The organism is Duganella vulcania (genome assembly GCF_009857655.1).
Classification (GTDB): Bacteria; Pseudomonadota; Gammaproteobacteria; order Burkholderiales; family Burkholderiaceae_D; genus Rugamonas; species Rugamonas vulcania.
In genome coordinates, this window is the sequence record NZ_WWCX01000006.1 from 108193 (window position 1) to 133590 (window position 25398).

The following is a 25398-nucleotide window of genomic DNA, read 5'->3' on the forward strand; positions in this document are numbered from 1 at the left end:
TATCCCCGAAAAAAGCACAGCACAGAAAGCGAAAGTACTGTTGCAGTTTAGCAAAACGCCGGACAAGCGCAAGCAAATTTAACATTGAGAGCATCGATGGTTGCGTCGACGCAATAGCGCTCAGTACGCTTTAGACAAGCTAGTGCTAACCAACAAATTTAACAAATTCCTCAAGGGCCATCCGCTCGGTGACCAGCGAGTTTTCGATTTTCGAGCTGTCGGCGTAGCCAAGCGCCATGCCGCACACGACGGTTTCATTGTCCGGCAAACCCAGCTCTTTGCCTATGATTTTATGATACTGGGTAAAGGCCGCTTGCGGGCAAGTGTCGAGACCCCTGGCCCGCGCCGCCACCATGATGTTTTGCAGGAACATGCCGTAGTCCAGCCAGGAGCCCTGCTCCATGATGCGGTCGATGGTAAAGATGAGACCCACCGGCGCACCAAAAAATTCATAGTTACGGCCATGTTGCGCGGCCATGCCGGCCTTGTTGTCGCGCGTCAGGCCCAGCAGCGCGTACAGGTCCCAGCCCACCTTGCGGCGGCGCTCGATGAAGGGCGAGACCCACTCGCGCGGATAGTAGGCGTATTCCTCGGTGTGCTGTCTGGCTTGCTCGGGGTCGTTGTGGGCGGCCAGGATCGCCGCCGACAACTGTTGCTTGCGCTCGCCATCCAGCACGTAGACCTTCCACGGCTGGGTGTTGGTGCCGGACGGCGCCCGCGCCGCCACCTGCAGGATCTGCGCGACGTCCTCGCGGGCCACCGCCTGCGGCAGGTAGGCGCGGATCGAACGGCGGCTGGTGATGGCGGCGTCCACCGCTTGCTGGTCGGGAGTGGAAATCATGGGGCCTCGCTTTATTTGGTTTTCTTGACTACAAATATCACACCGGTGACCGCCAGCGCCATCCCCGCTACGCCGAGGGCGTTGAAAGCCTCGCCGAACATCAGCCAGGCCATGACCGCGGTGGTAGGCGGCGTCAGGTACAGCAGGCTGGTGACTTGTGTGGCGTCGCTGCGGCGTATCAGCGCGAACAGCAGGAAGATCGCGCCGATCGACAGGCCCATCACCGACCACAGCAAGGCGCCGATGAAGCGCGGCGTCCACTGCACCGCAGCAAAGTCCGGCCCCAGGCCTTCAAAAAAGACCGCCAGCGGCAGCACCACCACCAGCGAGGCGGCGAACTGGATCACGGTGCCGGTGCGCAGGTCGAACTGCGGGCAATGGCGCTTCTGGTACAGGGTGCCGGCGGTGATCGACAGCAGCGCCAGCACGCACAGCAGGATGGCATCGACCGGCAGGCCGGTCAGCTTGATCTTGGCGGCCACCACCAGCCCCACCCCGGCCAGGCCGAAGACCAGCCCCAGCCACTGCCGCGGCCGGACCCGCTCGCCGATCAGCGGCGCGGCAAAGGCGGTCAGGATGGGCTGCATGCCGACGATCAGCGCCGACAGGCCGGCTGGCATGCCGAGCTTGATGGCGCACCAGACGCCGACCAGATAGCCGGCCTGCACCAGCAGCCCGGCCAGCGCGATCTGCCAGATCTTGCCGTGCGGCCAGGGCGCCTTCAGCAGCAACACAGCCGGCACCAGGAACAGCAACACGCCCAGGAAGCGCATCACCAGGAAGGTCAGCGGCGGCGCATACGGCAGGCCGAACTTGGCGACGATGAAGCCGCTGCTCCACAACAGCACGAAAAACAGCGGCAGCGGCGACAGGAAAGCAGCGTGTTTGACGGGTACGGCGGCGCTGGAGGTGTTGGACATGGGTGAGCCGGTCAAACCTGCTTGCAAATTGAAAGGAAATCGGCGCCGGTTTGCGGCGCCGACTCGACAGGATGCAAGTCTATCACGGCAGGGGTTTCGTCACCGGCCAGGCGGCATTTTCCCTGGGGAAATGCTTTCTTCCGGCTAGAGTCGGTTCTTTGATGCAACGCACAAAAAATCGCTTGACTTAATTTTTGAAGGCCGTAAAATCGGGTTTGTTGCGTTGCACAATTTGTTGTTCGGTCTGAAACGTGGATTGCCTGTTTCTCACCGGCTGTAGAAACAGCAGTACTTAATCAATGACTACTTTCCTGGAGATTTAAATGTTTTCAATCCCTGAGCAATTTTCCAATGCGACCAAAGCTAACTTTGAAGCGCAATTCGCGATTTTCTCGGCCCTGACCAACAAGGCTTTCGAAGGCGTGGAGAAGTTCGTTGACCTGAACCTGACCGCCGCCAAGGCATCGCTGGAAGAGTCGTCGATCACCACCAAGCAACTGCTGTCGGCCAAAGATCCACAAGAATTCTTCTCGCTGGCTTCGGCACAAGCCCAGCCTAGCGCAGAAAAAACCATCGCTTACGGCCGTCACCTGGCGACCATCGCTTCGAGCACCGGCGCTGAATTCAGCAAAGCTGCTGAAACCCAGATCGCTGAAACCAACCGCAAAGTCATCTCGCTGGTGGAAGAAGTCAGCAAGAACGCCCCAGCTGGTTCGGAAAACGCCGTCGCCATCCTGAAATCGGCCATCGGCAACGCCAACGCCGGTTACGAGCAGTTCGCCAAGACCGCCAAGCAGGCTGTCGAGTCGATCGAATCGAACCTGACCTCGGCCGTGAACCAGTTCACCGCCGCTGCCGCGAAAGCTGCTCCAGCCAAGAAGTAATCAAGGAATACCGGCGCGGTAGGGCGCCGGTTTCTTCAAAACACCGTGTGTGCCTGCGACGCTCCAGATCGTCGCAAGCTACACGGTTTTTTTTCGCCCGATTACTCGCCGAGGTAGGCGGCTTTGACGCGCGGGTCGTCCAGCATGTCCTTGGCGTTGCCGGTCATGGTGATGTTGCCGGAATCCATGACGTAGCCGCGGTGCGCGGCCTGCAGCGCCAGCTTGGCGTTCTGCTCCACCAGCAGGATCGTGATGCCCTCTTTCGAGACGTTGCGGATCACTTCGAAAATCTTCTCGACCATGATCGGCGACAGGCCCATCGACGGCTCGTCCAGCAGCAGCAGCTCGGGATGTGACATCAGCGCGCGCGCCATCGCCAGCATCTGCTGCTCGCCGCCCGACAGCGTGCCAGCCATCTGCGCCGCCCGCTCCTTCAGGCGCGGGAACACGTCGAACCACTTGGCGATGTCGGCATCGATGCCAGCCTTGTCGTCGCGGGTATAGGCGCCCATCATCAGGTTTTCGTGGATCGACATGCGGGTGAACACGCCCCGCCCTTCCGGCACCATGGCCAGCTTCTTCTCGACCAAGTGGAAGGACTTGCTGCCCTTCAGCGATTCGCCCTGATAGGTGACCGTGCCCTCGACCTTGCACGGCGGCAGCGTGCCGGTGATGGCTTTCAAGGTGGTGGTCTTGCCGGCGCCGTTGGCGCCGATCAAGGCGACCAGCTCGCCCTTGTTCACTTCCAGATCGATGCCTTTGACGGCCTTGATGCCGCCGTACGCGACTTTCAGTCCCGATACTTTAAGAACATTGTCGCCCATTAGTGCGATCCTCCCAGGTAGGCGTCGATAACCGCCTGATTGCTTTGTATTTCCGCCGGCAGCCCCTCGGCGATTGGCTTGCCGTATTCCAGCACCATCAGCCGGTCGCACAGGCCCATCATCATCTTGACGTCGTGCTCGATCAGCAGCACGGTCTTGCCTTCGTTCTTGATCTTGACCAGCAGCTCGCGCAGCGCCAGCTTCTCGGTGGCGTTCATGCCGGCCGCCGGTTCATCGAGCGCCAGCAGTTGCGGATCGGTGGCCAGCGCGCGGGCGATCTCCAGCCGGCGCTGGTCGCCGTACGACAGGAACCGCGACGTGCGGCTGGCGAACTGGCCGATGCCGACGAAGTCCAGCAACTCCTGCGCACGCTTGCGGATCGCCGCCTCCTCTTCGCGCGCCGCCTTGTGGCGGAACACGGCGCCGAACACGCCCTGGTGCGAGCGCACGTGGCGCCCGACCATGACGTTTTCCAGCGCGGTCATCTCGCCGAACAGGCGGATGTTCTGGAAGGTGCGGGCGATGCCGGCCTTGGCCACCTCATGCGGCGCGGACGGCGAATACGGCTTGCCGGCCAGCTCGAAGGTGCCGGTGTCCGGCTGGTACAGGCCGGTGATGACGTTGAAGAAGGTGGTCTTGCCGGCGCCGTTCGGGCCGATCAGGCCATAGATCTGGCCCTTCATGATCTTGATGCCGACATCGGTCAGCGCCTGCAAGCCGCCGAAGCGCTTGTTGACGCCGGCGATGTTGAGAATGACTTGTTCGCTCATGTATGCTTTCCTCAGGCCGCCATGGTGCCGGACGATTGATCTTTGGTGTCGGAATCGCCGTCGGGACGGTCCTCATGCTTGGGCGCGGGCCACAGGCCGGCCGGGCGGATCAGCATCATCAGCACCAGGGCCAGGCCGTACAGCAATTGACGCATCACCTCGGCCTCGATATAGACGTGGCCGAACAGTTGCTGCTGCACCGGCTCGACGACGTAGCGCAACACCTCCGGCAGCGCAGCCAGCAAGGCCCCGCCCAGGATCACGCCGGGAATATGGCCGATACCGCCCAGCACCACCATCGCCAGCACGGCGATCGACTCTGTCAGCGAAAACGACTCCGGCGAGACGAAACCCTGGAACGACGCGAACATCGCGCCGGCGATGCCGCCGAACGAGGCGCCCATCGAGAACGCCAGCAGCTTGACATTGCGGGTATTGATGCCCATCGCCTTGGCGGCGATCTCGTCCTCGCGGATCGCGACCCAGGCACGGCCCAGGCGCGAGTGCTGCAGGCGCGTGGTGACGAACACGATCGCCACGCACAGGAACAGGAACAGGAAGTAGTAGGCGTTCACCGACGGCATGGAAAAGCCGCCGATCACCACGTTGGCGCGCGAACCCGCCTCGCCCGCCAGGTTGACGCCGAACACCCGGATCGGGTCGATCATGTTGATCCCCTGCGGGCCGTTGGTAAAGTTGATCGGCTCGTTCAGGTTGTTCATGAAGATGCGGATGATCTCGCCGAAGCCCAGCGTCACGATGGCCAGGTAGTCGCCGCGCAGCTTCAACGTCGGGGCGCCGAGGATGGCGCCGAACAGGCCGGCCAGCGCGGCGGCCAGCGGCACGATCACCCAGACCGACAGGTGGATGCCGTTCTGCTGGATATCCGGGCCCATGATGGCGACCAGCGCGTTGCCGACGGTCGGGTATTCATTGATCATCGATTCCAGCAGGGTCGCGAACTGCGGCGAGGCCAGCAGGCCCGTCATGTAAGCCCCCACCGCATAGAACGCGATGTAGCCCAGGTCAAGCAGGCCGGCAAAGCCGACCACGATGTTCAAGCCCAGCGCCAGCATGATGAACAGCAGCGCAACATCGACAATGCGTACCCAGGAATTGCCGAACGGCGCGGCCAGGAACGGGAAGATCAGCAAGCCGATCACCAGTACCGCCAGGCTGGCGTAGGTCTTGCGCGGATTGCGGGCAAGGTCGAAATTCAAGATAGCCATGATAGTCCTTTCTTACGCGCGGTCCGCGACGCGCTCGCCCATGATGCCGGACGGGCGCACCGTCAGCACCAGGATCAGCACGACGAAGGCAAAGATGTCTTGGTAGTGGCTGCCGAGGAAGCCGCCCGTGATTTCGCCGATGTAGCCGGCGCCCAGGCTTTCAACGAGGCCCAGCACGATACCGCCTATCATCGCGCCGTAGATATTGCCGATACCCCCCAGCACAGCGGCCGAGAACGCCTTCAGGCCCGGCACGAAGCCCATGGAGAACGAGATCGACGCATAGTTGGCACCCCACATCACGCCGGCCAGGGCCGCCAGCGCGGCGCCCAGCGCGAACGTGGCGACGATGATCTTGTTCGAGTCGACGCCCATCAGGCCGGCGACGCGCGGGTTTTCGGCCGTGGCGCGCATGGCGCGGCCCATCTTGGTTTTTTCCACCAGCAAAACCAGGCCGGTCATCGACAGCACCGCCAGCGCCAGCAACAACACCTGGGTCTGCGTAATCAGCGCGCCGCCCACCTTGACCGACTCCGACGACAGCAGTTGCGGGAAGGGCAGCGGATTGCGATCCCAGATCATCATGGCGAAGGTTTGCAGCAGGATCGAGACGCCGATGGCGGTGATCAGCGGCGCCAGGCGCGGCGCGTTGCGCAGCCGGCGGTAGGCCACGCGCTCGATCAGGACATTGACCGCCATGCAGACCGGGATGGCGCCGGCGATGGCGATCGCCAGCTTGACGTAGCCCGGCAGGTCCGGCGCGTATTCGTTGAGGTATTTGAGGATGGTCAGGCCGGTCATGGCGCCGATCATCAGCACGTCGCCGTGCGCGAAGTTAATCAGGTTCAACACACCGTACACCATGGTGTAGCCCAGCGCGACCAGGGCGTACATGCTGCCAAGCACCAGTCCGTTAATAATTTGTTGGATAAAAGTATCCATGAAGAGTGCCTTTACTTTTTAGTTTTGCCTGCACAACCGGTTCAAGTAACAAAAACGGCACCCGGAGTAAAGTCTCCGTAGTGCCGCCGTTGACTACGCGTTCACGATGCAAATTCCGTGCCTGAACCGATATTCGTCTCCTGCGTACCGCCCTCGCATTTATAAGCCGAAACGACAACTTTTTGAGAGCGAGGCAATGATAACGAGATTTCGGAAAAACTAACTGCGGAATAACGGGAAAACGCGGAATTAAATTCCGTTTCATCCAGAAACTGGTTAAACCGCGCTCCCGCCTGGTATGGCTTTTTGTCCGTCCAGGCCCTTGGGCAACGGGAAAGTGACGGCTTCCTGCACGCCGTCGAGCGTGCGCACGCTGCGCGCGCCCAATTCCTTCAGGCGATCGATGACCGCTTGCACCAACACCTCGGGCGCCGATGCACCAGCGGTGACCCCCACGCGCACCTTGCCTTCCAGCCAGAGCGGATCGATCTGCGTGGCGTTGTCGACCATGTAGGCGGGCGTGCCCTTCTTTTCCGCCACTTCGCGCAGGCGGTTGGAATTGGAACTGTTCGGGCTGCCGACCACGATCAACAGCTCCACTTGCGGCGCCATGAACTTCACCGCTTCCTGGCGGTTGGTGGTGGCGTAGCAGATATCGCCCTTCTTCGGCTCGATGATCGCCGGATACTTGCGCTTCAGCGCCTCGATGATGTCGGCGGTGTCGTCCACCGACAACGTGGTCTGGGAAACATACGCCAGTTGCTCGGGCTTGGTGACGTTCAGCTTGGCCACGTCGGCCACCGTCTCGACCAGGTACATGCCCTCTTCCGTCTGGCCCATCGTGCCTTCGACTTCCGGGTGGCCGTCGTGGCCGATCATGATGATCTCGCAACCCTGCTTGCGCATCTTGGCCACTTCCACATGCACCTTGGTCACCAGCGGGCAGGTCGCGTCAAAGATGCTCAGGCCGCGCGATTCCGCTTCCGCCCGCACCGCCTTGGACACGCCGTGCGCCGAGAACACCAGCGTATTGCCGGCCGGGACGTCGTCCAGGTCCTCGATGAAGATGGCGCCCTTGCTGCGCAGGTCTTCCACCACGTAGGCGTTGTGCACGATCTCGTGGCGCACATAGATGGGCGCGCCGAACTGGGTCAGCGCGCGCTCGACGATTTCAATGGCGCGGTCGACGCCGGCGCAAAAGCCGCGCGGCTGGGCCAACAGGATTTCTTTATCGCTCATGACTTCCTCACAGCACGGAAATGAGTTGGACTTCGAATTTCAGCGGCTGGCCGGCCAGCGGGTGGTTGAAGTCGAACAGGCAGGTTTCGTCGCCCAGCTCCCGCAGGATGCCGGCGAAGCGGCCGCCGCCCGGCGCGGCGAAGTCGACCAGGTCGCCCACTTTATAGTCGGCGCCCGGCATGGAGTTCTCGTCCAGCGTGGCGCGGGTGACTTCGCGCACCAGTTCCGGATTGCGCGGGCCGAAGCCGACGCCCGGCTCCAGGTCGAAGGTCTTGTGCGTGCCTTCGGGCAGACCGATCAACAGTTCCTCCAGCACCGGCGCCAGCTGGCCCTGGCCCAGCATCAGCGTGGCGGGGTTGCCGTTGAAAGTGGTGACGATATCGGTGCCGTCCAGCGAGGCCAGGCGGTAGTGAAGGGTGAGATAGGCCGACTGGGTGACGACGGCAGGTTGCGCGTTAGACATGACGTGAGATTCGTTGAGCTGGCAAAACCGCTATTGTAAGCCACCTTGCCGCCGGCGCCCGCCAAGTGCGCAAAGGATTGACTGAAAACGTTTTCATCGGCATATTCGTAACGTTTTCCGGCCACCGAAAGGAAGATCATGGAAATACAGCCCCGTCAGCGGGTTGCCGCTATTGATATGCTGCGTGGACTGGCCGTCATCGGCATGATATTGGTCGCCTACGCCGGCGACTGGGACCACCGCTTCCGCGTGCTGACCCACGCCGACTGGCAAGGCTTCGCGCTGGCCGACATGATCTTCCCCAGTTTCCTGTTCTGCGTGGGCGCGGCCATGCCCTATTCGCTGCTCAAGCGCGCCGGTGGCCGCCCCGCCGCCGAAGTGCTGGCCTACCTGGCGCGGCGCTCGGCCGCGCTGTTCCTGCTCGGACTGGCGCTGAACCTGCTGCCCTCGTTTGACTTCGCGCACGTGCGGCTGATGGGCATCCTGCAACGCATCGGCATCTGCTACCTGGCCGCCGGCGCGCTGGCCCTGGCGCTGGGCCGGCGCACGGCGGACGGCTTCCAGCTGCCGCTGCGCCCAGTGCTGGTGGCCGCCGCGGCCGTGGCGGCGGCCTACGGCGCCCTGTTGCTGGCCTGGGACGCGCCCGGTTGCGGCCGCGCCTGCTTTGACTCCGTCCACTCGCTGCCGGCGGTGATCGACCGCGCCGTGCTCGGCATCAATCACCTGTGGCCCTACGGCCTGACCAACGGCCAGGTCACGTACGAGCCCGAGGGCCTGCTGTCGACCGCGGGCGCGCTGGTCAACGTGCTGGCCGGGCTGGCGGCGGGACTGGTGCTGCACCGTGGCGGCGATGCCTGGCTCCGGCTGGCGTTGGCCGCCGTGGTGCTGCTGGTGGCCGGCTTCGCGCTGGGCCCCTTGCTGCCCGTGGTCAAGAAGATCTGGACGCCGAGCTTCGCCCTGCTGTCCTCGGGCTTTTCGCTGCTGGCGCTGGTGCTGCTGCGGCACGCGACAGCCGGCGCCAGCGTCATCCTGGCGTTCGGCGCCAACGCCACGCTGGCCTTTGTCGCCATCAGCCTGCTTGACTGCGTGCTGCAATTGCCGCTGAACGCCGGGCAATCCTGGCATGACAGCCTCGCGCGCGGCTTGGGCGGGCTGATCGCGGACGCCCGCATCGCCTCGGTCACCTACTCCGCCGGGCTGGTGGTGGTGCTGGGCACGCTGCTGCTGACGCTCTACCGGAAGAAGCTTTTCCTGCGCCTTTGAGCAGGGTTAGTACCGCCCGCGCCGGCGCGCCGATAATCGACTGCAGAACGATTACCGGAGACCCCCATGCCCATCCTGGACTGGCCGTTGGAGCGCCGCCCGCGCGAGCGCCTGATACGCGAAGGCGCCACCGCGCTGACGGATGCCGAGTTGCTGGCCATCTTCCTGCGCATCGGCGTGCCCGGCAAGGATGCGGTGCAACTGGGACAGGAGATGGTGCACCATTTTGGCTCACTGCAAGGATTGTTCGGGGCCAGCCTGCGGGAATTTTCCGCCATCAACGGCCTCGGCCCGGCCAAGTTCGCCCAGTTGCAGGCAGTGATGGAACTGGCGCGGCGCGCCATGCTGGAGGAAATCAAGAGCGGACAGGCGCTGGGCTCGCCCAAGGCGGTCAAGGAATACCTGCGCATCCTGTTCCGCGGCCATGCCTGCGAATCCTTCCACGTCCTGTTCCTGGACGTGAAGAACCGCCTGATCGAAGTCCGTGAAATGTTTCGGGGCACCCTGACGCATACCAGTGTCTATCCTAGGGAAGTGGTGAAGGCGGCGCTGGCGTGCAACGCGGCCAGCATCATGCTGGCGCACAACCACCCCTCAGGCACGCCCGACCCCAGCGAATCGGACCTGCTGCTGACGCGGGCGCTGGTGCAGGCCATGGCGCTGGTGGATATCCGCATCCTCGACCATTTTGTGGTGGCCGGCCACCAGGTTCACTCGTTTGCCGAGCACGGCCAGCTATGAGTTTACCCCTATGGGCTCAAGGGTTTACGAGCGGATTCACAATTGTTAAATTTTTTCAGATATTCAAGACACAATTGTTTTTCACAAGTCATTGAAAAAGCTGAGTTTTTTGGATATACTCTTGTTTTTCCAATTGTGGAATGTCTTTTAAGGAGTGCGTTATGGCACGTGTTTGCCAAGTTACTGGGAAGAAGCCGATGGTCGGCAACAATGTTTCCCACGCAAACAACAAAACCAAACGTCGTTTCCTGCCTAACCTGCAGAACCGTCGTATTTTTGTTGAATCTGAAAACCGCTGGGTCTCCCTGCGTCTGTCCAACGCTGGTCTGCGCGTAATCGACAAAGTCGGCATCGATGCCGTACTGGCCGACATGCGCGCCCGTGGCGAAAAAGTCTAATTAGGGAGCTACCATGGCAAAAACTGGCCGCGACAAAATCAAACTGGAATCGACCGCAGGTACGGGTTTCTTCTACACCACCACCAAGAACAAGCGTACTACGCCAGCTAAAATGGAGATCATGAAGTTCGATCCTAAAGCTCGCAAGCACGTCATGTTCAAAGAAACCAAGATCAAGTAATCCGATCTTCGCTTCTCGCAAAAAAGCCGCTCAGCATCAGCTCAGCGGCTTTTTTCTTTTACAGGCAGCCTTCGATGTACTGCACTTCCTTCCAGGCACCGGCGTAGATCGCGCCGACCTTGCCCTTGCTGGTGTCGAAACGGATCGCATACTGCCCGCCGCCAGCCTTGACGGTCAGGGTCTGCTCGCTGTCGTCGTAGGCCTGTGGCGCCGACGTTACCGCCTCGCCGTAGACTTGCCGTATCTTTTCCACCGGGTCGCCCAGGCCGATGCCCCGCTCGGTTGAGATGCCCTCCTCCATCACGTCCACCCGCTTCAACACGTCGCCGACAAACATCAGCAACAAACCAGGCTGGCGCGCCGGCTCTAGCTGGAAGCAATTCGGTGAGCCGCGTAGCTCCTTCGGCGTGCGTTCCATGTGATCGCCCAGCACTTTATTGACGGCATCGAAACGCATGCCGATTTTCAGCGGCCCGGCGCCGTCAAAGCGCACGGTCCAGTCGGCGGCATGCGCGCCGCACAGCGGCAAGGTCAGCATCAGGGCCGCCAGATAAGTTCGCAATCGCATATTGCTCCTTGAATGAAAAACGGCCCCGAAGATTCGGGGCCGTTCAATTGTATCAATACTTTCTTATGCGTAGCTGCGCAGGCGGAGCGAGAAGTCTTGCAGCGACTTGATGCCCGACGCTTCCGCGCGGTTGCACCAGTCTTGCAGCTTGTGCAGCAGCTGGTCGCGGGTGAAGTGCGAACGCTCCCAGATCACGCCCAGTTCCACGCGCATATTGTGCATGGTTTCCAGCGCCTTGCTGTGCTGGAACAGTTCCACCAGCTGTTGCTGCTGCGGCGCTTCCAGCTTGCCCGGCTCGCGCTGCAGCAGCTTGCGCGACGACTTCAGGAAACGTGCCTCCAGCTGGGCCTTGTCCTTCAGGTGCTCGAACTCTTCTTTCCACGCATGCTTGACCGACTTGGCGTACTTGGCCATCACGTCATAGCGGTTGGCGATCACCGATTGCAGCGTGTCGAAGTCGGCTTCCACCTTGCCTTTGGCGAACTTCGGCTCCGGCGCGCGTTTCTTGACCTTGGCCAGGCCCATCATTTCCAGCGCGCGGATATAGCCCCAGCCGATGTCGAACTCATACCACTTCGACGACAGCTTGGCCGAGGTGGCGAAGGTGTGGTGGTTGTTGTGCAACTCTTCGCCGCCGATCAGGATGCCGAGCGGAATGATGTTGGTCGCGGCGTCGGAACAATCGTAGTTGCGGTAGCCCCAGTAGTGGCCGATGCCGTTGATGATGCCGGCCGCCGTCACAGGAATCCACATCATCTGCACGGCCCACACGGTGATGCCGATCACGCCGAACAGGATGACGTTGATCACCAGCAGCGCAGCCACACCTTGCCAGCTGAAGCGGGTGTACAGGTTGCGCTCGATCCAGTCGGTCGGCGTGCCATGGCCATACTTCTCCATGGTTTCCAGGTTCTTCGATTCAGCGCGATACAGCTCGGCGCCTTGCCAGAAAACTTTCTTGATGCCGCGGGTAACCGGGCTGTGCGGATCTTCCTCGGTATCGCATTTGGCGTGGTGCTTGCGGTGGATCGCCGCCCATTCCTTGGTCACCTGGCCGGTGGTCAGCCACAGCCAGAAGCGGAAGAAATGGCTCGGAATGGCGTGCAGCTCCAGCGCGCGGTGCGCCTGGTGGCGGTGCAGGTAAATGGTGACGCTGGCGATGGTGATGTGCGTGACCACCAGCGTATAGAAAAATACTTGCCATGCGGTGAGTCGGGTGACGCCGTTGGCCAAAAAATCCAGTACATCGTATAAACTAAAAATCATTACTACTCCAAAGTGGGCGTGTCTCGCTCTACGGTCGTTCCGACAATATTGCGTTTCCAACAGGCGCAGGAAGTCCGTCAGTATTACTCTTGGGCTTCATTGTACGCTGAATTAAACGTGATTTGCGGAAGGATTTCCGTCAGTCACTGCCGTTTTCTTCGGCACGGTCGTGCTTTCCGGCGCGGCAAATTGCTCCGGCACAGGGCCAAGTATGCGCATCTCCCGTTGCGGGAATGGGACGGAGATATTGTTCTCCTTGAGCGCGCGCCAGATCGCGCGGTTGACGTCCGAGATCACGCCGCCACGGCCGTTCTGGGGGTCGTTGATCCAGAAGCCCAGCCGCAGGTCCAGCCCGTCCGCACCAAACTTCAGCAGCTGCGCCGATGGCAGGTTGCCTTCCTTCAGCACGCGGTTTACCGTCAGCGCGGCCTCTTCCAGCAGTTTGAGTACCCGGTCGACATCGGTATCGTAGGCCACCGAGACCTCGGTTGAAATCCACAACATGCTGCTCGACAGCGAAGAGTTCTGCACCGCGCCCGACACCAGCATCTCGTTCGGCACGATGGATTCCACGCCGTCCAGGCCTTGCAGCACGGTGTAGCGGGTGTTGATTTGCGTCACGCGACCGCTGTATTTATCGACCGTGATCATGTCGCCAATGGTCAGGCTACGGTCCAGCAAAATAACAAAGCCGGACACATAGTTGCTGGCGATCTTCTGCAAGCCCAAGCCCAGCCCGACGCCGAGCGCGCCGCCAAACACCGACAGCACGGTCAGGTCGATGCCCACCAGCGACAAGCTCATCAGCACCGCCACCAGGATCAGCAGCGCACGCGCCGTGCGCGACACCACCACGCGCAGATTGGTGTGCATGCCCTGCACCTTCATCAGCTGTTCTTCCAGCGCGGCGCCGGCCCACAGCGCCAGCATCAGCAGCACGATCACCGAGACGGTCGCCTGCAGGATATCGGCCACCGACACCTTGTATTTGCCGATCGGCAGGACAATGCTTTCCAGGTAGGCCAGCACATCGTCGCCGAATCCGGTGATGTACAGCACGAACGCCAACCACACCAACAGCTGGAACACCTTCTCGAAGGCCAGCATGTTGGCGCTGACCTGGCCATGCCGCGCAAACACGCGCCGCAGCAGGTAGACCGCGAAACGGATCACGGCCAGCGAGCCGAAGATCGGCAAGGCCAGCTTGAGCATGTTGACGTGGAAATGATATTTGACGAGCACCAGCCGCGACAGGGCCAGCAGGCAGACCACGGCCAGCGGCGCCATCACGCGGCCGAAACTCTCGACGCCGAAGCCCAGCACGCCGGTATGCGTTTCCTGACGGCCGAAGCGCCTCTTCAGCAGCCGCGCCAGCCCCCAGCCCAGGACCACCGAGCCGAGGATGGCGGCAAGTTGCCAGAGCCTGCCTGGGTCCTGCAGGTCGCCGGTAAAGTCGTCGATCAGATTGAGCAGAGTTTGTTGCTGGGTCATAAGTGCTGGGCGTGATGGCAAAGGTGAGTAGATTAACGTAAAAAAGGCCGGAACCCCGGCCTTTTGCGATGAGTCGTGCAGCCGCTTACTCGTCGGCGGCTTCCTCTTCATCCTTGACGACGGCCTTCTTGGCCATCGGCTTGCGCTCGAACACGGCGGCAAAGAAGCCGTCGGTCTGGTGCTTGTGCGGCAGCAGCTTCAGGTAGTCGCCCATCTCCAGCTCGATGCGCTGTTCGGCCAGCACCTTGTTCATCGGCACCAGTTCGAAGTCCGGATGGGTATCCAGGAACTGCTTGGCGATGAAGTCGTTCTCGTCGTCCAGGAAGCTGCAGGTGGCGTACACCAGGCGGCCGCCGCCCTTGAGCAGGCGGGCCGCGCCGTCCAGGATGGCGGCCTGCTTGACCTGCAGTTCGCCGATCGCGCTCGGCTGCTGGCGCCACTTGACGTCCGGATTGCGGCGCAGGGTGCCCAGGCCCGAGCACGGCGCGTCGACCAGCACGCGGTCGATCTTGCCGGCCAGGCGCTTGATCTTGGCGTCGCGCTCATGCGCGATCTGCACCGGATGCACATTGGACAGGCCGCTGCGCGCCAGGCGCGGCTTGAGCTTGGCCAAACGCTTCTCCGACACGTCGAAGGCGTACAGGCGGCCGGTGTTGCGCATGGTCGCACCCAGCGCCAGCGTCTTGCCGCCGGCGCCGGCGCAGAAGTCCACCACCATCTCGCCGCGCTTGGCGCCGACGATGGCCGACAGGATCTGGCTGCCCTCGTCCTGCACCTCGATATGGCCTTCCTTGAACAGCGGCAGGTTCTGCAGCGCAGGCTTTTGCAGCACGCGCAGGCCCAGCGGCGCGAACGGCGTCGGCGTGCTGCGGATCGGCGCTTCCAGCAGCTTGGCCGCCACGTCCTCGCGGGTCGCCTTCATGGCGTTCACGCGCAGGTCCAGCGGCGCCGGCGAATTCATGCCGTCGGCCAGCGCCAGCGTTTCTTCCTCGCCCATCTGCTCGACCAGCTTGTCGAACAGCCACTTCGGCATGTTCGAGCGGCTCGACTTGTGCATCACCTTGCGGTCGATCTGCAGGATGCGCTCGACCCAGGACACCTCGTCCTCGGTCAGCCCGCCCAGCGACTCGACGCCGACCGCGTCCGCCATGCCCAGCAGGGTCAGGCGGCGCATGGTGGCGCCGCCACCCGCTTCGGAGAAATCGGTATAAAACGATTTGTTGCGCAGCACGTTGTAGATGCACTCGGCGATGGCGCCGCGCTCACGGCCGCCCAGGCGATGGTGGTCTTTGAAATAGCGCGACAGGGTGGTGTCGGCCGGCGCGGCAAAGCGCAAAATCTCGCGCAACACTTCTTCGGCGTTGGCGAGTATCGCTGGTGGCAATCTCATGGAAATCCTTGGTTAGTTTTACTGTGTGTGGTCCACGTGGACCGCGCCCTGCGCTATCGTCAACCTGCCTTCGACAAACCAGCGTATCGCCCGCGGATAAATCACATGCTCCTGCTGCAGCACGCGGGCGGACAGGGTTTCGACCGTATCGTCGGGCAACACGGGCACGGCGGCTTGCGCCACCATCGGCCCGTGATCGAGTTCGGCCGTCACGAAATGCACCGTCGCCCCATGCTCGGCCACGCCGGCGGCCAGCGCCTGCGCGTGGGTCGCCAGGCCGGGGAACAGCGGCAACAGCGAAGGATGGATGTTGAGCATGCGGCCGGCGTAATGCGCGACAAACTGCTCCGTCAAGATCCGCATGAAGCCGGCCAGCACCACCAGATCGGGCTGGAAGCCGTCGATCACGGTTTGCAGGGCGGCGTCGAACTCGGCGCGGCTGGCGTAATCCTTGTTGGCCACAACGGCCGTCGGAATCCCGTGTTCGGCAGCGAACGCCAGCCCGGAGGCGTCGGCGCGGTTGCTGATGACGGCGGCAATCCGGGCGGGCCAGCGCTCGGCCTGCGCCGCGCGGACCACCGCTTCCATATTGCTGCCGCGACCGGAAATCAGGATGACGATGTTTTTCATAGGCCGACATTGTACCTTGTTCAGGCAGTCGGGACTACAACTGAACAAGATTTGTTGCAATGCAGCAGGGCAGCCCGGGGCGCAGCGCGCCCGCTCCTACGCTGGCGCGGGAGGGAGTGCGGGCTTACTCGAAGGAGTAAAATACCCGGAACGGGACTTTCTTGTCGGCCCAGTAATCGGCAGCGTCGCGGAAAACATCCAGCAGGGTTTCCCGTGCTTCCTTGTCAAATTTCTGGGTATTGGGCAGTTGCTCCAGCACCACCAGGAAACCCTCCTGGGTGCCGGCGCCGGCCATGGTTTCGGTCAATGTTGTCCGCAAACCATCGAAATTCTTGCCTATACCCTTTGGGAACAGGAACGACTCGGCAATGATGCCCAGGACTTGCTGCTTGGTCGCGCCCGCGATGCAGTGCGCGTACAGGAAGTGATGTCCGAGGCGGGCCGCTTCTTCCTGCAGTTCCACCACGCGGAAGGCGCGGATCGATTGCACGAGGTTGGGCGGCACGGTCATTAGCAAACTCGTGTTTCCCTCAATCTGACCTGGTATGTACGGTGTGTCCACTTTATTGTCGAGCGTGCCTATTTTGTGAATTAAAGAGTAAATAATTTGAGCACCTGTCCACTTTACACGGCAAACTGGTCTGCGTTCGCCATGGCTGATTCAATATGTTTCTCGAATCCCATACGCATATTAGGGTAACGTGTTGTTCCTCCCAGATCAATACGAATGTGATGGCTCACGCAATATTTGTTAAAAACAGAACATTTTATCGGGGTTTTAGGGGTCAAATCGGCACATTTCCCCCTCCGGGCCGCAGCACGGCCATTTGTGATCGCTGTTACAATTTGTTGCCACAGATACTTGATTAGCACTAGTTATGGCCTGGCGGCGGGATTACCATACCTACCATGCCATATCAGAATCCCTGACATGCCAACCCCAGACATCCCAACTGAAACGAGGTACCAAATGAACTTGCAAGCCAAACTGATCGCATCCGTACTGTGCGTAGGCGCCCTGCCCTTCGCCGCTCAAGCTCAAGCTGCCGATTTCGAAGATTTCGGCCGGGTCGTTCGCGTGACCCCGCAAGTGGAGCAGATCAACCGTCCGCGCCAGGAGTGCCGCACCGAATACGTGCAGGTCCAGCAACCCGCGCCGCAGCGCGGCGTCGGCGGCGCCATCATCGGCGGCCTGATCGGCGGTCTGGCCGGTAACCAGGTCGGCGGCGGCACCGGCCGCTCGGTCGCGACCGCAGCGGGCGCCATCGCCGGCGCCGTCGTCGGCGACCGCGTCGACAACGCCAACACGCCCAACAGCGGCGGCGTGCAGGAACAGCAAGTGAAACAGTGCCGCACCGTCGACCACTGGGAATCGCGCACCTCCGGCTATGAAGTCACCTACGACTATCGCGGCCGCAACTACACCAGCGTGATGTCCTACGATCCGGGCGAGCGCGTGCGCCTGCGCGTGGTCGTCGAGCCGATGCAGCGTTAATCCCCCGCTTCTCCCCAGCACTGCCGGTCCGATGACCGGCAGTGTCGTTTTCAGGCTTGCTTTGCCGTAAGGCATCGCGGGATAATGCGGCTTCACCTCCTGTCGCCCGCTGCTTTTGCCCCCACCCCATGTTGATCAAACGAAAATCCATCGAAAAAGAAGAATCCTCCCGCCCGGCCCGCAAACCCAAATATGCGCCGGTGACCCTGTCGGAGCAGGACGGCGTGCGCTACCTGCACTTCGGCACGGAATGGGTGCAGGGCGCGATGCGCATCCGCAAGCCGAACTGGCCGGAACTGGAATACGCGCAACAGATGATGGCGTGGATGCTGTGGCTGGACAAGCCGGCGCAGATCGCCCAGCTGGGCCTGGGCACGGCTACGCTGACCAAGTTCTGCTACGTCACCTTCCCCGAGGCGGCCGTCACCGCCGTCGAGCTCAATCCGTCGGTGATCACGATCTGCGCCTCGATGTTCAAGCTGCCCGACAACGACGAGCGCCTGCGCGTGGTGGAAATGGACGCGCTCGACTACGTCAACGACGAAGCCAACGCCGGCCTGCTGGACGTGCTGCAGGTGGACCTGTACGACGCCACCGCTCGCGGCCCGGTGCTCGACAGCGCCGAGTTCTACCAGTCCTGCAACGCCTGCCTGGCCGACGACGGCATCATGACGGTCAACCTGTTCGGCGACCATCCGAGCTATGCGCGCAACATCAAGGCGATGAATTTCGCGTTCGAGCAAGTCATTTGCCTGCCGCCGGTACATGATGGTAACGTGGTGGCGATCGCCTTCAAGCGCAAACGCGCCATCGACCTGGAGGCGCTGGCGGCGCGCGCGGCGCAGATCACCGCCGACACCAAGCTGCCGGCCAAGACCTGGGTCAAGGGCCTGGCAGTGAAGTAAGCAAAGCAAGCGAAGGTAATGCGGCGGCGGGCCGTTCCGCTGCCAACTTTTGAAAGTGGCACGATGTCCGCAACGTCCGCAACTACCGTCACGCCGCCCGCCAAAGCGGGTCCGCTCGATCTGCAACAGATCTACTCCTGGCTGCTGGCCGACGGCATGATACGCAAGGCCGAAGTCAAGGAACTGTACGCGCACAGCCAGGGCATCCTGAAGAACGCCGTCGGCCCCATGCACCCGCTGTGCGCGGTGGCGCATGGCAAGCTGCTGTCGGCCCAGCCGCCGCACAAGCTGCTCACGCTGGACGCGCTGTGCGAATGGCTGGCCGCGCGCACCGGCCTGGCCTTCACCCGCATCGACCCGCTGAAGATCGACTTCACCCGCGTGGCCGACGTCATGTCGGCCAGCTACGCGGCGCGCTTCAACATCCTGCCGCTGGAGATCAGCGGCGACACGCTGGTGGTGGCCACCGCCGATCCCTACGCGGTCGAATGGGAGGCGGAGATCGCCAAGATCTCGCGCCGCACGATACGCCGCGTGATCGCCAACCCGCTCGACATCGCGCAGTACATCACGCAGTTCTTCAGCCTAGCCAAGTCGATCAAGAAGGCCAACAAATCCAACACCAACGACCTGGCGCTGCGCAACAACTTCGAGCAGCTGGTCGAGATGGGCAAGACCAACAAGCAGGTCGACGCCAACGACCAGCATGTGATCAACATCGTCGACTGGCTGTGGCAGTACGCGTTCGAGCAGCGCGCCTCGGACATCCACCTCGAGCCCAAGCGCGACATGGCGGCGATCCGCTTCCGCATCGACGGCGTGCTGCACCAGGTGTACCAGGTGCCGGCGGTGGTGATGATCGCGATGACCGCGCGCATCAAGCTGCTGGGACGCATGGACGTGATCGAGAAGCGCCGCCCGCAGGACGGCCGCATCAAGACCCGCACCGCCGGCGGCCAGGAAATCGAACTGCGCCTGTCGACGCTGCCGACCGCCTTCGGCGAAAAACTGGTGATGCGCATCTTCGATCCCGAGGTGGTGGTCAAGACCCTGCCGGAACTGGGCTTCCCGCCCGACGACGCCCAGCGCTGGGACGCGCTGACCGCGCGCCCGCACGGCATCATCCTGGTGACCGGGCCGACCGGCTCCGGCAAGACCACCACGCTGTACACCACGCTCAAGGCGCTGGCCACGCCGGAGGTCAACGTCTGCACGGTGGAAGACCCGATCGAGATGGTGGAACCTGCCTTCAACCAGATGCAGGTGCAACCCGGGATCGAGCTGTCCTTCGCCGACGGCGTGCGCGCGCTGATGCGGCAGGATCCGGACATCATCATGGTCGGCGAGATCCGCGACCTGGCCACCGCCGAGATGGCGATCCAGGCCGCGCTGACGGGCCACCTGGTGCTGTCGACGCTGCACACCAACGACGCGCCGTCGGCCGTGATGCGGCTGCTGGAGCTGGGCGTGCCCTACTACCTGCTGGAGGCGACGCTGATCGGCATCATGGCGCAGCGCCTGGTGCGCACGCTGTGCAGCGAGTGCAAGAAGCCGGACGGCGAACTGACCGACGATATCTGGCACAGCATCGGCGGCGCCTGGGACTTGCCCAAGCCTGCCACGGTGTACCGCCCGGTCGGCTGCCCCGAATGCCGGCAAACCGGCTATCGCGGCCGCACCGGCATCTACGAGCTGCTGACGGTGACGGAAGGCTTCAGCGAGATGGTGCGCGAGGAAACCGACATCCAAGCGCTGCGCCGCCAGAGCGTGGCCGACGGCATGAAGCCGCTGCGCATCGCCGGCGCGATGAAGGTGCAGGAGGGCGTGACCACCGCCGACGAAGTGCTGAAGGTGACGGCGGCGCTGGGCATGAAATAAGAAGCAGCTAAATTGTTTTCACAAAACCCTTTGCAGTTTGCGGCAGGCTGTATATAATACGGCCTCTTTCGGGGGTCGTTAGCTCAGCTGGTAGAGCAGCGGACTTTTAATCCGTTGGTCGCAGGTTCGAATCCCGCACGGCCTACCACCGAATTCAGCAGCAGCAATTGAGGCTTACCCGCTCCGGCGCGTAGGCCTTTTTTGCGTCTATTCGGTCGGCTGCCAGCCCTTGATGACGTGTTCCAGCGGCGTCGTCCCCGCCCGCCCGATCGCCGAGGAATCGCTCCCCATGCCGATATGCGCGCCATTGAGGCCGCGCGTCATCTCGGTGAAACCGGCAAGCGCGGCGGCCGAGAACCCAGCGCCCGCCAGTGCCTGCGGCCACTCCGCTTCCGGCAGCACCGCCACGTCGACCGGCTTGTCCAGCATGGACGAAAGGATGGCGGCGACATCGTTCGGCGCGTAGTCCTGCGGCCCCGCGAGATTGACGATACGGGTTCCCTTCCATTCCTCCTGCAACAAAGCCGCCGCCGCGCGGCCCACGTCCGCAGTCGCCACCATCGGCAGGCGGCGCTGCGCCGGCGCCAGGAACGCCGGCAGCGTGCCCGTGCGCATCGCATGTCCGACCATCGGCATCCAGTTCTCCATGAAGTAGGCAGCGCGCAGGAAGACCGTGGCGATACCTGTTTCCGCCAGCCGCCGCTCGAACATGCGGTTCATCCCGATCCATCCCGTTCCGCTTTCGCGGTCGGCGCCCACCGAGGACAACGCCACCAGCTTGGGCACGTTCGCCGCGGCCGCCGCGCGCGCCGTGGTCCCGGCAATCAGGTCGGCCAGCTCGAACAGGTCTTCGCGGTTGTAGTGCTGGGGGCTGACGACGTAGGCGCCCTGCACCCGCGTGAGCGCCCTGGTCATCGAGGCCAGGTCTGTCAGATCGGCCAGCGCGACCTCCGCGCCGCGTTCGGCCCAGCAGCGGCCCTTGGCCGGGTCGCGCACCACGACGCGCACGGATTGGCCGGCGCGCAAAAGCGCATCGGCGGCAGCGGCGCCGGTACGGCCGGTCACACCGAAGACAACGTAAGGAAGGGGGTTGGAAGCAGTCATGCAAAAATCTCCTTTAAAGTCGAACCCGAAGGGTGCATGATTGCGCGACATGCATCAATGACATGAAAGACATAGCGAATATGCATCAAGTGGATTTCTCTACGATCGACCTCAACCTGTTAAAGCTGTTCGAAGCGCTCGTCCGCGAGCGCAGCGTCACCCAGGCGGGCCTGCGCCTGGGCTTGAGCCAACCGGCCGCCAGTCGCGCGCTGGGACGGTTGCGCACCATGCTGGGCGATCGCCTGCTGGTTCGCGGCAAGCTCGGGCTGGAACTGACGCCGCGCGGCGAGGCGCTGGCAGGTCCCGTCTCCCGGTTGCTGGACGATGCGCGAGGTATCGTCTCGCCCGCCGTCTTCGATCCCGCCTCCGCGTCGGGACGGATCACGATCGCCGCGCACGATCATCTGAGCTTGCTGGTCCTGGCCGGTTTGATGGAACGCTTCGAGCGCCACGCGCCCGCGCTAAGTCTCCATATCGCACAGCCGGCAGGAGACAATGTGCGGCTGGTCGAACAGGGAACGGCGGACCTGGCGCTGGGAATTTTCGACGCGCTCCCCGGGAGTCTTTATCGACGCGGCCTTTATACCGACAGTCTTGTGTGCGTGATGAGAACCGGCCATCCCTGCGCGGAAGACGGACTCAGTCTGGAGCGTTACCTGGCCCTGCGCCACGTCGCCGTGACCATTTCCGGCGTGGGCGAGAGCGCGGTTGACGTCGCCCTCTCGGCACTGGGCCTCACACGCCATGTCGCGCTGCGCGTGCCGCACTTTCTCGCAGGTGCGATGCTGGTGGCCGACAGCGACATGATCCTCACCTTGCCCAGCCGTTTGGCGCGCCGCCTTGCGGAGAGGCTGCCGCTCGCGCTCCTGGATTTGCCGCTGCGCGTCGCGCCCTTGTCGCCTGCCATGATCTGGCACGAGCGCTTCCACGGCGATCCCGCCCATGCCTGGGCGAGGCAACAGCTCATCGAGGTCGTGGCCAGCCAACCTGCCGGGCGATGATCGAAATCAGGGCCGCGCCGTGCCTATGTATTGGGTCATGATCGCATCGTACGCACCGTTGGCGCGAATGATCTTCAGGCCAGCATTGAAGGCGTCGCGCACGCGCGCATCGCGAAACACCGCCTTGCGCGGGCTCTCCGGAAAGATCTTGTGATAGGTCACCGCCTTGGTGGCATCAATCTGCGGATCGAGCTTATTGCTGAAGTAGTGAAAAATCAAACGATCCCCCACCACCACATCGACCCTTCCGGTAAAGAGCAGCTTGTTTTGTGTGATTTGCGATGGCACTTCCCTGTAATCCGGATGGCTGCTCACGGTCAGGCTAAAGCGCTCGCCTAGCACCATGCTGGCGCTCTGGAATGCCACCACCGAATAGTTGGACAAGTCCTCAATCTGCCGAAGCACCAGGCGCCGGCTGGTGAGCGTGGTCGCGACGTTTTGATAAACAATGTAAGGATCAGTGAAAAAATCCTGGCCGCCGATTCCTTCCGTCGTCGACAGCATGCCGTCAAGCTGGCCGGCACGCAGCATCGCCAGTGCCCGCGTCTGCGGCAAACTGCGGCCAACCATCTTGTAGCCGCCGGCCGCCATGGCCTGCTTGGCAATGTCGTAATCGAGCCCCGCGGTACCCGATTCCATGATGTAGGGTGGCTTGGGCAGCCCCATGCCGACAATCACCTCCGGCATCGCCGATGCTTGTGCGCGCGCATCCACGCCCAGCGCGAGCGCGATTGCCAGCATGGCCGGAAAGCGTCGCCATTCGCCCAGTTGCACTCGCAACCGTGGGGCACGCTGAAGTGACATTGGGCCTCCCCAAAAAAGGACGATGTAGGAATCAATTACCTTACACCAAGCAAAACGAAATTCATACTCCCCGGCCTGGCTAAAAATTTATTCCACCTGATAGGTGCCGACATAGCGCGCACGGGGGCGGATCATGCTGCCGCTGGCGATCTGCTCGGCGGCGTGGGCGATCCAGCCGGCCGAACGGGCCAGCGCGAACAGGATTTCCCCGGCCGCCGGCGGCCAGCCGCAGACCACGCTCATGGCCGCCAGCGCGAAGTCGGCGTTGGCCGGCATGCCCAGGCGCGTGGCGACGCGCTCGCCGATCGCCAGCACGGCGCCGGCTTGCGGCCACGCCGACATGCGCTCCAGCAGGCAGGCGCCGCGTGGATCGCCTTGCGGGTACAGCGGATGCGAGAACCCGACCACGCTGGGATCGCGTCCATCGCACCAGGCGTCGATGTTGTCCGAGGCGAGCGCCGTTTCCAGCATGGCGCGAATCATGGTGCTGCCGGCACCGTGCTGGGGACCGGACAAGGCGGCCAAGCCGGCGCTGAGCGTGGCCGCCTGTCCCGCGCCAGTCGAGGCGACGCAGCGCACGGTGAAGGCCGAGGCGTTCAATTCATGATCGGCCAGCAGCACCAGCGCCGCGCGTATCCATTCGGTTTGCGCGGCGTCGGCTTGCCATGCCTGCGCCACTTGCAGGTGCAGCGGCTCTGGAGACGGTGCGCGCTTCAGCAGCAAGGCGGCCAGCATGCGCATCAACGCGGCGCCGGCAACGAAGTCGTTGCGCGCGCAGAGCGACTGCGCGCACACCGGCAGCATGCACATGGCCGCTTCCAGCGGTGGCATCGATTGCGTGCTGTCGATGGCGGCCACTACGCCTGCCGCGAATGGCGCGTGCGCGGCGCCGGCGGCGAAGTAGTCGATGCCGCCGTCATCCCACAGCAGGCAGGCCACATGCTCCAATGTGGCGCCGTCGGCCAGCGCCAGCACGTCGTGGCCGCGATAATGCAGGCGGCCGCCGGCGATGCCGGAGATGCGCGTCTCCAGCACCGGCGTGCCCCAGTTCATCGCGGCGGCGACCTTGTGCCCTCCGCGTTTGCCGTCGGCCTTGCGCGCCGCCAGCCGCAACACCTCGTCGTGCGGATAACGCTTGCTGCGGTCGGCCTGGGCGCCGCTGGGCGTCAGCATGCCCCGGCTGACGTAGGAGTACAGCGTGGCGAGACTGACACCCAGGATGCGCGCCGCCTCGGATGCGGAAAAGTCTTTGCTCATCCGCGTATTGTAATGTCGATTGCAGGAATCAAGATTGACCCGGCCGCCGGCGCACTTTTAGACTGCCGTCATGCCACCGCCATCCCACACCGCTTCGATTTTCCAGCCGCTGCGCCATGCGCGCTTTCGCCAGCTGTGGATGGCCAACCTGCTGTCCAACCTGGGCAGCCGCATGCAGGCCTTCGCGGCGGCATGGCAGATCGCCTCGCTGTCGCAATCGCCGCAGCTGACGGCGCTGGTGCAGACCGCGACCTGGGCGCCGATGTTGCTGTTCGCGCTGCCCGCCGGCGCGCTGGCCGATACGCTGCACCGGCCCACGCTGCTCTTTCGCAGCAACGCCGTGATGGCGGTGGCGGCCGTCGCGATGGCCTTGCTGGCCTACGGCGGCGGGCAGCCGGTGCCGGCCCTGCTGCTGCTGACCTTTGTCATGGGCGCCGGCATGGCGTTCACGATGCCGGCCTGGCAGGCGTCGATGTCGTCGCTGGTGCCGCTGCACGAGGTCGAGTCGGCCGCCACCCTGAACAACCTGAGCTACAACCTGGCGGCGCTGGCCGGGCCGGCATTGGGCGGTGTGCTGTTCCAGCTGTCCGGCGCAGGGCCGCTGTACCTGTTCAACGCCGTGTCCTTCAGCGCGCTGCTGTGGATATACCGGCAATGGCGGCCGGCCGAAACGCCGCGCGCCGCGACGCCGGAGGCCAGTCACCAAGGCATGGCCAGCGCGCTGCGCATCAGCTGCGCCTCGCCGCGCTACCGCTCGCTGTTGATGTACGCGATGGGGATCTTCTTCGTGTCGGCGGCGTTTGCCGCGCTGCTGCCGCTGCTGCATCCCAATGCCGGCACCTATGGCTCGCTGATGGGCGCGCTGGGCGCGGGCGCGGTGGCGGCGGCCGTCGTGCTGCCGGCCGTGCGCCAGA

27 protein-coding genes and 1 tRNA gene are annotated in these 25398 nt (G+C 63.1%); 11 read left to right on the forward strand and 17 right to left on the reverse strand.

What is annotated here, in order from left to right; translation table 11 throughout:
- Window positions 1–145 precede the first annotated feature (145 nt).
- Together GTP90_RS07145 and GTP90_RS07150 are read right to left on the reverse strand one after the other, a co-directional pair.
- A complete protein-coding gene (locus GTP90_RS07145) occupies window positions 146–841 on the reverse strand; it encodes a nitroreductase (RefSeq protein ID WP_161082843.1) in 696 nt (231 codons plus the stop codon).
- Window positions 842–852: 11 nt separating this feature from the next.
- Window positions 853–1761 (reverse strand): DMT family transporter, encoded by a 909-nt coding sequence (locus GTP90_RS07150; RefSeq protein ID WP_161082844.1) that lies wholly within the window; start codon window positions 1759–1761, stop codon window positions 853–855.
- A 323-nt stretch (window positions 1762–2084) separates the two neighbouring features.
- On the opposite strand from GTP90_RS07150, the gene GTP90_RS07155 reads away from it, so the two are divergent.
- On the forward strand, window positions 2085–2645 hold the full coding sequence (locus tag GTP90_RS07155; protein ID WP_116990480.1) for a phasin family protein: 561 nt from the start codon (window positions 2085–2087) through the stop codon (window positions 2643–2645).
- Window positions 2646–2746: 101 nt separating this feature from the next.
- Here the strand turns inward: GTP90_RS07155 and GTP90_RS07160 are convergent, their stop codons facing one another.
- From GTP90_RS07160 to GTP90_RS07185, 6 genes are all read right to left on the reverse strand, one after another.
- Window positions 2747–3469 carry an ABC transporter ATP-binding protein gene (locus GTP90_RS07160; RefSeq protein WP_161082845.1) on the reverse strand — a complete coding sequence of 241 codons (723 nt, stop codon included), beginning with the start codon at window positions 3467–3469 and terminating at the stop codon, window positions 2747–2749.
- Window positions 3469–4239 (reverse strand): ABC transporter ATP-binding protein, encoded by a 771-nt coding sequence (locus GTP90_RS07165; RefSeq protein WP_161082846.1) that lies wholly within the window; start codon window positions 4237–4239, stop codon window positions 3469–3471. The genes GTP90_RS07160 and GTP90_RS07165 overlap by 1 nt, the downstream gene beginning before the upstream one ends.
- 11 nt (window positions 4240–4250) lie before the next feature.
- Window positions 4251–5468 (reverse strand): ABC transporter permease subunit, encoded by a 1218-nt coding sequence (locus tag GTP90_RS07170; RefSeq protein ID WP_161082847.1) that lies wholly within the window; start codon window positions 5466–5468, stop codon window positions 4251–4253.
- 12 nt (window positions 5469–5480) lie between these two features.
- Entirely contained in the window at window positions 5481–6410 is a 930-nt protein-coding gene (locus tag GTP90_RS07175; protein ID WP_161082848.1) for a branched-chain amino acid ABC transporter permease, read from the reverse strand.
- A gap of 276 nt (window positions 6411–6686) precedes the next feature.
- Window positions 6687–7649: a 4-hydroxy-3-methylbut-2-enyl diphosphate reductase gene (ispH, locus tag GTP90_RS07180; RefSeq protein WP_161082849.1), complete on the reverse strand. Its 963-nt coding sequence runs from the start codon at window positions 7647–7649 to the stop codon at window positions 6687–6689.
- Between the two features lie 7 nt (window positions 7650–7656).
- Window positions 7657–8112 (reverse strand): FKBP-type peptidyl-prolyl cis-trans isomerase, encoded by a 456-nt coding sequence (locus GTP90_RS07185; protein WP_161082850.1) that lies wholly within the window; start codon window positions 8110–8112, stop codon window positions 7657–7659.
- 138 nt (window positions 8113–8250) lie between these two features.
- Between GTP90_RS07185 and GTP90_RS07190 the strand changes: the two genes are divergently transcribed.
- The 4 genes from GTP90_RS07190 to rpmG all read left to right on the forward strand — a co-directional run bounded on the left by GTP90_RS07190 (window position 8251) and on the right by rpmG (window position 10695).
- A complete protein-coding gene (locus GTP90_RS07190; protein ID WP_161082851.1) occupies window positions 8251–9375 on the forward strand; it encodes a heparan-alpha-glucosaminide N-acetyltransferase domain-containing protein in 1125 nt (374 codons plus the stop codon).
- Window positions 9376–9441: 66 nt separating this feature from the next.
- Entirely contained in the window at window positions 9442–10116 is a 675-nt protein-coding gene (gene radC / locus GTP90_RS07195) for a RadC family protein (protein WP_161082852.1), read from the forward strand.
- Window positions 10117–10277: 161 nt separating this feature from the next.
- The gene (gene rpmB, locus GTP90_RS07200; RefSeq protein ID WP_008451488.1) at window positions 10278–10514 is read left to right on the forward strand and encodes a 50S ribosomal protein L28; all 237 of its coding nucleotides are present in this window, start codon (window positions 10278–10280) and stop codon (window positions 10512–10514) included.
- 13 nt (window positions 10515–10527) lie between these two features.
- Window positions 10528–10695, forward strand: a complete 168-nt coding sequence (gene rpmG / locus GTP90_RS07205; protein WP_008451489.1) for a 50S ribosomal protein L33 — start codon at window positions 10528–10530, stop codon at window positions 10693–10695.
- A gap of 58 nt (window positions 10696–10753) precedes the next feature.
- On the opposite strand, the gene GTP90_RS07210 is transcribed toward rpmG, so the two are convergent.
- The 6 genes from GTP90_RS07210 to GTP90_RS07235 all read right to left on the reverse strand — a co-directional run bounded on the left by GTP90_RS07210 (window position 10754) and on the right by GTP90_RS07235 (window position 16551).
- Entirely contained in the window at window positions 10754–11263 is a 510-nt protein-coding gene (locus GTP90_RS07210) for a hypothetical protein (RefSeq protein ID WP_161082853.1), read from the reverse strand.
- 63 nt (window positions 11264–11326) lie between these two features.
- Window positions 11327–12529: a DesA family fatty acid desaturase gene (locus GTP90_RS07215; protein ID WP_161082854.1), complete on the reverse strand. Its 1203-nt coding sequence runs from the start codon at window positions 12527–12529 to the stop codon at window positions 11327–11329.
- Between the two features lie 111 nt (window positions 12530–12640).
- Window positions 12641–14020: a mechanosensitive ion channel family protein gene (locus GTP90_RS07220; protein ID WP_161082855.1), complete on the reverse strand. Its 1380-nt coding sequence runs from the start codon at window positions 14018–14020 to the stop codon at window positions 12641–12643.
- 85 nt (window positions 14021–14105) lie between these two features.
- A complete protein-coding gene (locus tag GTP90_RS07225; RefSeq protein WP_161082856.1) occupies window positions 14106–15410 on the reverse strand; it encodes an RsmB/NOP family class I SAM-dependent RNA methyltransferase in 1305 nt (434 codons plus the stop codon).
- Window positions 15411–15428: 18 nt separating this feature from the next.
- Window positions 15429–16040: a phosphoribosylglycinamide formyltransferase gene (purN, locus tag GTP90_RS07230; protein WP_161082857.1), complete on the reverse strand. Its 612-nt coding sequence runs from the start codon at window positions 16038–16040 to the stop codon at window positions 15429–15431.
- A gap of 124 nt (window positions 16041–16164) precedes the next feature.
- Window positions 16165–16551 (reverse strand): barstar family protein, encoded by a 387-nt coding sequence (locus GTP90_RS07235; protein ID WP_161082858.1) that lies wholly within the window; start codon window positions 16549–16551, stop codon window positions 16165–16167.
- 459 nt (window positions 16552–17010) lie between these two features.
- Here GTP90_RS07235 and GTP90_RS07240 point away from each other — a divergent pair, with 459 nt between their 5' ends.
- The 4 genes from GTP90_RS07240 (at window position 17011) to GTP90_RS07255 (ending at window position 20466) form a co-directional block, all read left to right on the forward strand.
- Window positions 17011–17535 (forward strand): glycine zipper 2TM domain-containing protein, encoded by a 525-nt coding sequence (locus GTP90_RS07240; RefSeq protein WP_117011730.1) that lies wholly within the window; start codon window positions 17011–17013, stop codon window positions 17533–17535.
- A 128-nt stretch (window positions 17536–17663) separates the two neighbouring features.
- A complete protein-coding gene (locus GTP90_RS07245; RefSeq protein WP_161082859.1) occupies window positions 17664–18440 on the forward strand; it encodes a spermine/spermidine synthase domain-containing protein in 777 nt (258 codons plus the stop codon).
- Window positions 18441–18503: 63 nt separating this feature from the next.
- A complete protein-coding gene (gene tfpB / locus GTP90_RS07250; RefSeq protein ID WP_161082860.1) occupies window positions 18504–20318 on the forward strand; it encodes a type IV pilus assembly ATPase TfpB in 1815 nt (604 codons plus the stop codon).
- A 72-nt stretch (window positions 20319–20390) separates the two neighbouring features.
- Window positions 20391–20466 (forward strand) — tRNA-Lys (locus GTP90_RS07255).
- A 59-nt stretch (window positions 20467–20525) separates the two neighbouring features.
- On the opposite strand, the gene GTP90_RS07260 is transcribed toward GTP90_RS07255, so the two are convergent.
- Complete coding sequence (locus GTP90_RS07260) at window positions 20526–21422, reverse strand: NmrA family NAD(P)-binding protein (RefSeq protein ID WP_161082861.1); 897 nt, start codon at window positions 21420–21422, stop codon at window positions 20526–20528.
- A gap of 62 nt (window positions 21423–21484) precedes the next feature.
- Here GTP90_RS07260 and GTP90_RS07265 point away from each other — a divergent pair, with 62 nt between their 5' ends.
- Window positions 21485–22423 (forward strand): LysR family transcriptional regulator, encoded by a 939-nt coding sequence (locus GTP90_RS07265; protein WP_254451766.1) that lies wholly within the window; start codon window positions 21485–21487, stop codon window positions 22421–22423.
- 6 nt (window positions 22424–22429) lie between these two features.
- On the opposite strand, the gene GTP90_RS07270 is transcribed toward GTP90_RS07265, so the two are convergent.
- The gene (locus tag GTP90_RS07270; protein WP_161082862.1) at window positions 22430–23227 is read right to left on the reverse strand and encodes a substrate-binding periplasmic protein; all 798 of its coding nucleotides are present in this window, start codon (window positions 23225–23227) and stop codon (window positions 22430–22432) included.
- Window positions 23228–23314: 87 nt separating this feature from the next.
- The gene (locus GTP90_RS07275) at window positions 23315–24484 is read right to left on the reverse strand and encodes a citrate synthase family protein (RefSeq protein WP_161082863.1); all 1170 of its coding nucleotides are present in this window, start codon (window positions 24482–24484) and stop codon (window positions 23315–23317) included.
- A gap of 70 nt (window positions 24485–24554) precedes the next feature.
- Here GTP90_RS07275 and GTP90_RS07280 point away from each other — a divergent pair.
- On the forward strand, window positions 24555–25398 hold an 844-nt coding region (locus GTP90_RS07280), incomplete at its 3' end, for an MFS transporter (protein ID WP_161082864.1).

Coding starts and splice junctions, on each gene's coding strand:
- GTP90_RS07145 (WP_161082843.1), bottom strand. CDS start 841: ATGATTTCCACTCCCGACCAGCAAGCGGTGGACGCCGCCATCACCAGC.
- GTP90_RS07150 (WP_161082844.1), bottom strand. CDS start 1,761: ATGTCCAACACCTCCAGCGCCGCCGTACCCGTCAAACACGCTGCTTTC.
- GTP90_RS07155 (WP_116990480.1), top strand. CDS start 2,085: ATGTTTTCAATCCCTGAGCAATTTTCCAATGCGACCAAAGCTAACTTT.
- GTP90_RS07160 (WP_161082845.1), bottom strand. CDS start 3,469: ATGGGCGACAATGTTCTTAAAGTATCGGGACTGAAAGTCGCGTACGGC.
- GTP90_RS07165 (WP_161082846.1), bottom strand. CDS start 4,239: ATGAGCGAACAAGTCATTCTCAACATCGCCGGCGTCAACAAGCGCTTC.
- GTP90_RS07170 (WP_161082847.1), bottom strand. CDS start 5,468: ATGGCTATCTTGAATTTCGACCTTGCCCGCAATCCGCGCAAGACCTAC.
- GTP90_RS07175 (WP_161082848.1), bottom strand. CDS start 6,410: ATGGATACTTTTATCCAACAAATTATTAACGGACTGGTGCTTGGCAGC.
- ispH (WP_161082849.1), bottom strand. CDS start 7,649: ATGAGCGATAAAGAAATCCTGTTGGCCCAGCCGCGCGGCTTTTGCGCC.
- GTP90_RS07185 (WP_161082850.1), bottom strand. CDS start 8,112: ATGTCTAACGCGCAACCTGCCGTCGTCACCCAGTCGGCCTATCTCACC.
- GTP90_RS07190 (WP_161082851.1), top strand. CDS start 8,251: ATGGAAATACAGCCCCGTCAGCGGGTTGCCGCTATTGATATGCTGCGT.
- radC (WP_161082852.1), top strand. CDS start 9,442: ATGCCCATCCTGGACTGGCCGTTGGAGCGCCGCCCGCGCGAGCGCCTG.
- rpmB (WP_008451488.1), top strand. CDS start 10,278: ATGGCACGTGTTTGCCAAGTTACTGGGAAGAAGCCGATGGTCGGCAAC.
- rpmG (WP_008451489.1), top strand. CDS start 10,528: ATGGCAAAAACTGGCCGCGACAAAATCAAACTGGAATCGACCGCAGGT.
- GTP90_RS07210 (WP_161082853.1), bottom strand. CDS start 11,263: ATGCGATTGCGAACTTATCTGGCGGCCCTGATGCTGACCTTGCCGCTG.
- GTP90_RS07215 (WP_161082854.1), bottom strand. CDS start 12,529: ATGATTTTTAGTTTATACGATGTACTGGATTTTTTGGCCAACGGCGTC.
- GTP90_RS07220 (WP_161082855.1), bottom strand. CDS start 14,020: ATGACCCAGCAACAAACTCTGCTCAATCTGATCGACGACTTTACCGGC.
- GTP90_RS07225 (WP_161082856.1), bottom strand. CDS start 15,410: ATGAGATTGCCACCAGCGATACTCGCCAACGCCGAAGAAGTGTTGCGC.
- purN (WP_161082857.1), bottom strand. CDS start 16,040: ATGAAAAACATCGTCATCCTGATTTCCGGTCGCGGCAGCAATATGGAA.
- GTP90_RS07235 (WP_161082858.1), bottom strand. CDS start 16,551: ATGACCGTGCCGCCCAACCTCGTGCAATCGATCCGCGCCTTCCGCGTG.
- GTP90_RS07240 (WP_117011730.1), top strand. CDS start 17,011: ATGAACTTGCAAGCCAAACTGATCGCATCCGTACTGTGCGTAGGCGCC.
- GTP90_RS07245 (WP_161082859.1), top strand. CDS start 17,664: ATGTTGATCAAACGAAAATCCATCGAAAAAGAAGAATCCTCCCGCCCG.
- tfpB (WP_161082860.1), top strand. CDS start 18,504: ATGTCCGCAACGTCCGCAACTACCGTCACGCCGCCCGCCAAAGCGGGT.
- GTP90_RS07260 (WP_161082861.1), bottom strand. CDS start 21,422: ATGACTGCTTCCAACCCCCTTCCTTACGTTGTCTTCGGTGTGACCGGC.
- GTP90_RS07265 (WP_254451766.1), top strand. CDS start 21,485: ATGAAAGACATAGCGAATATGCATCAAGTGGATTTCTCTACGATCGAC.
- GTP90_RS07270 (WP_161082862.1), bottom strand. CDS start 23,227: ATGTCACTTCAGCGTGCCCCACGGTTGCGAGTGCAACTGGGCGAATGG.
- GTP90_RS07275 (WP_161082863.1), bottom strand. CDS start 24,484: ATGAGCAAAGACTTTTCCGCATCCGAGGCGGCGCGCATCCTGGGTGTC.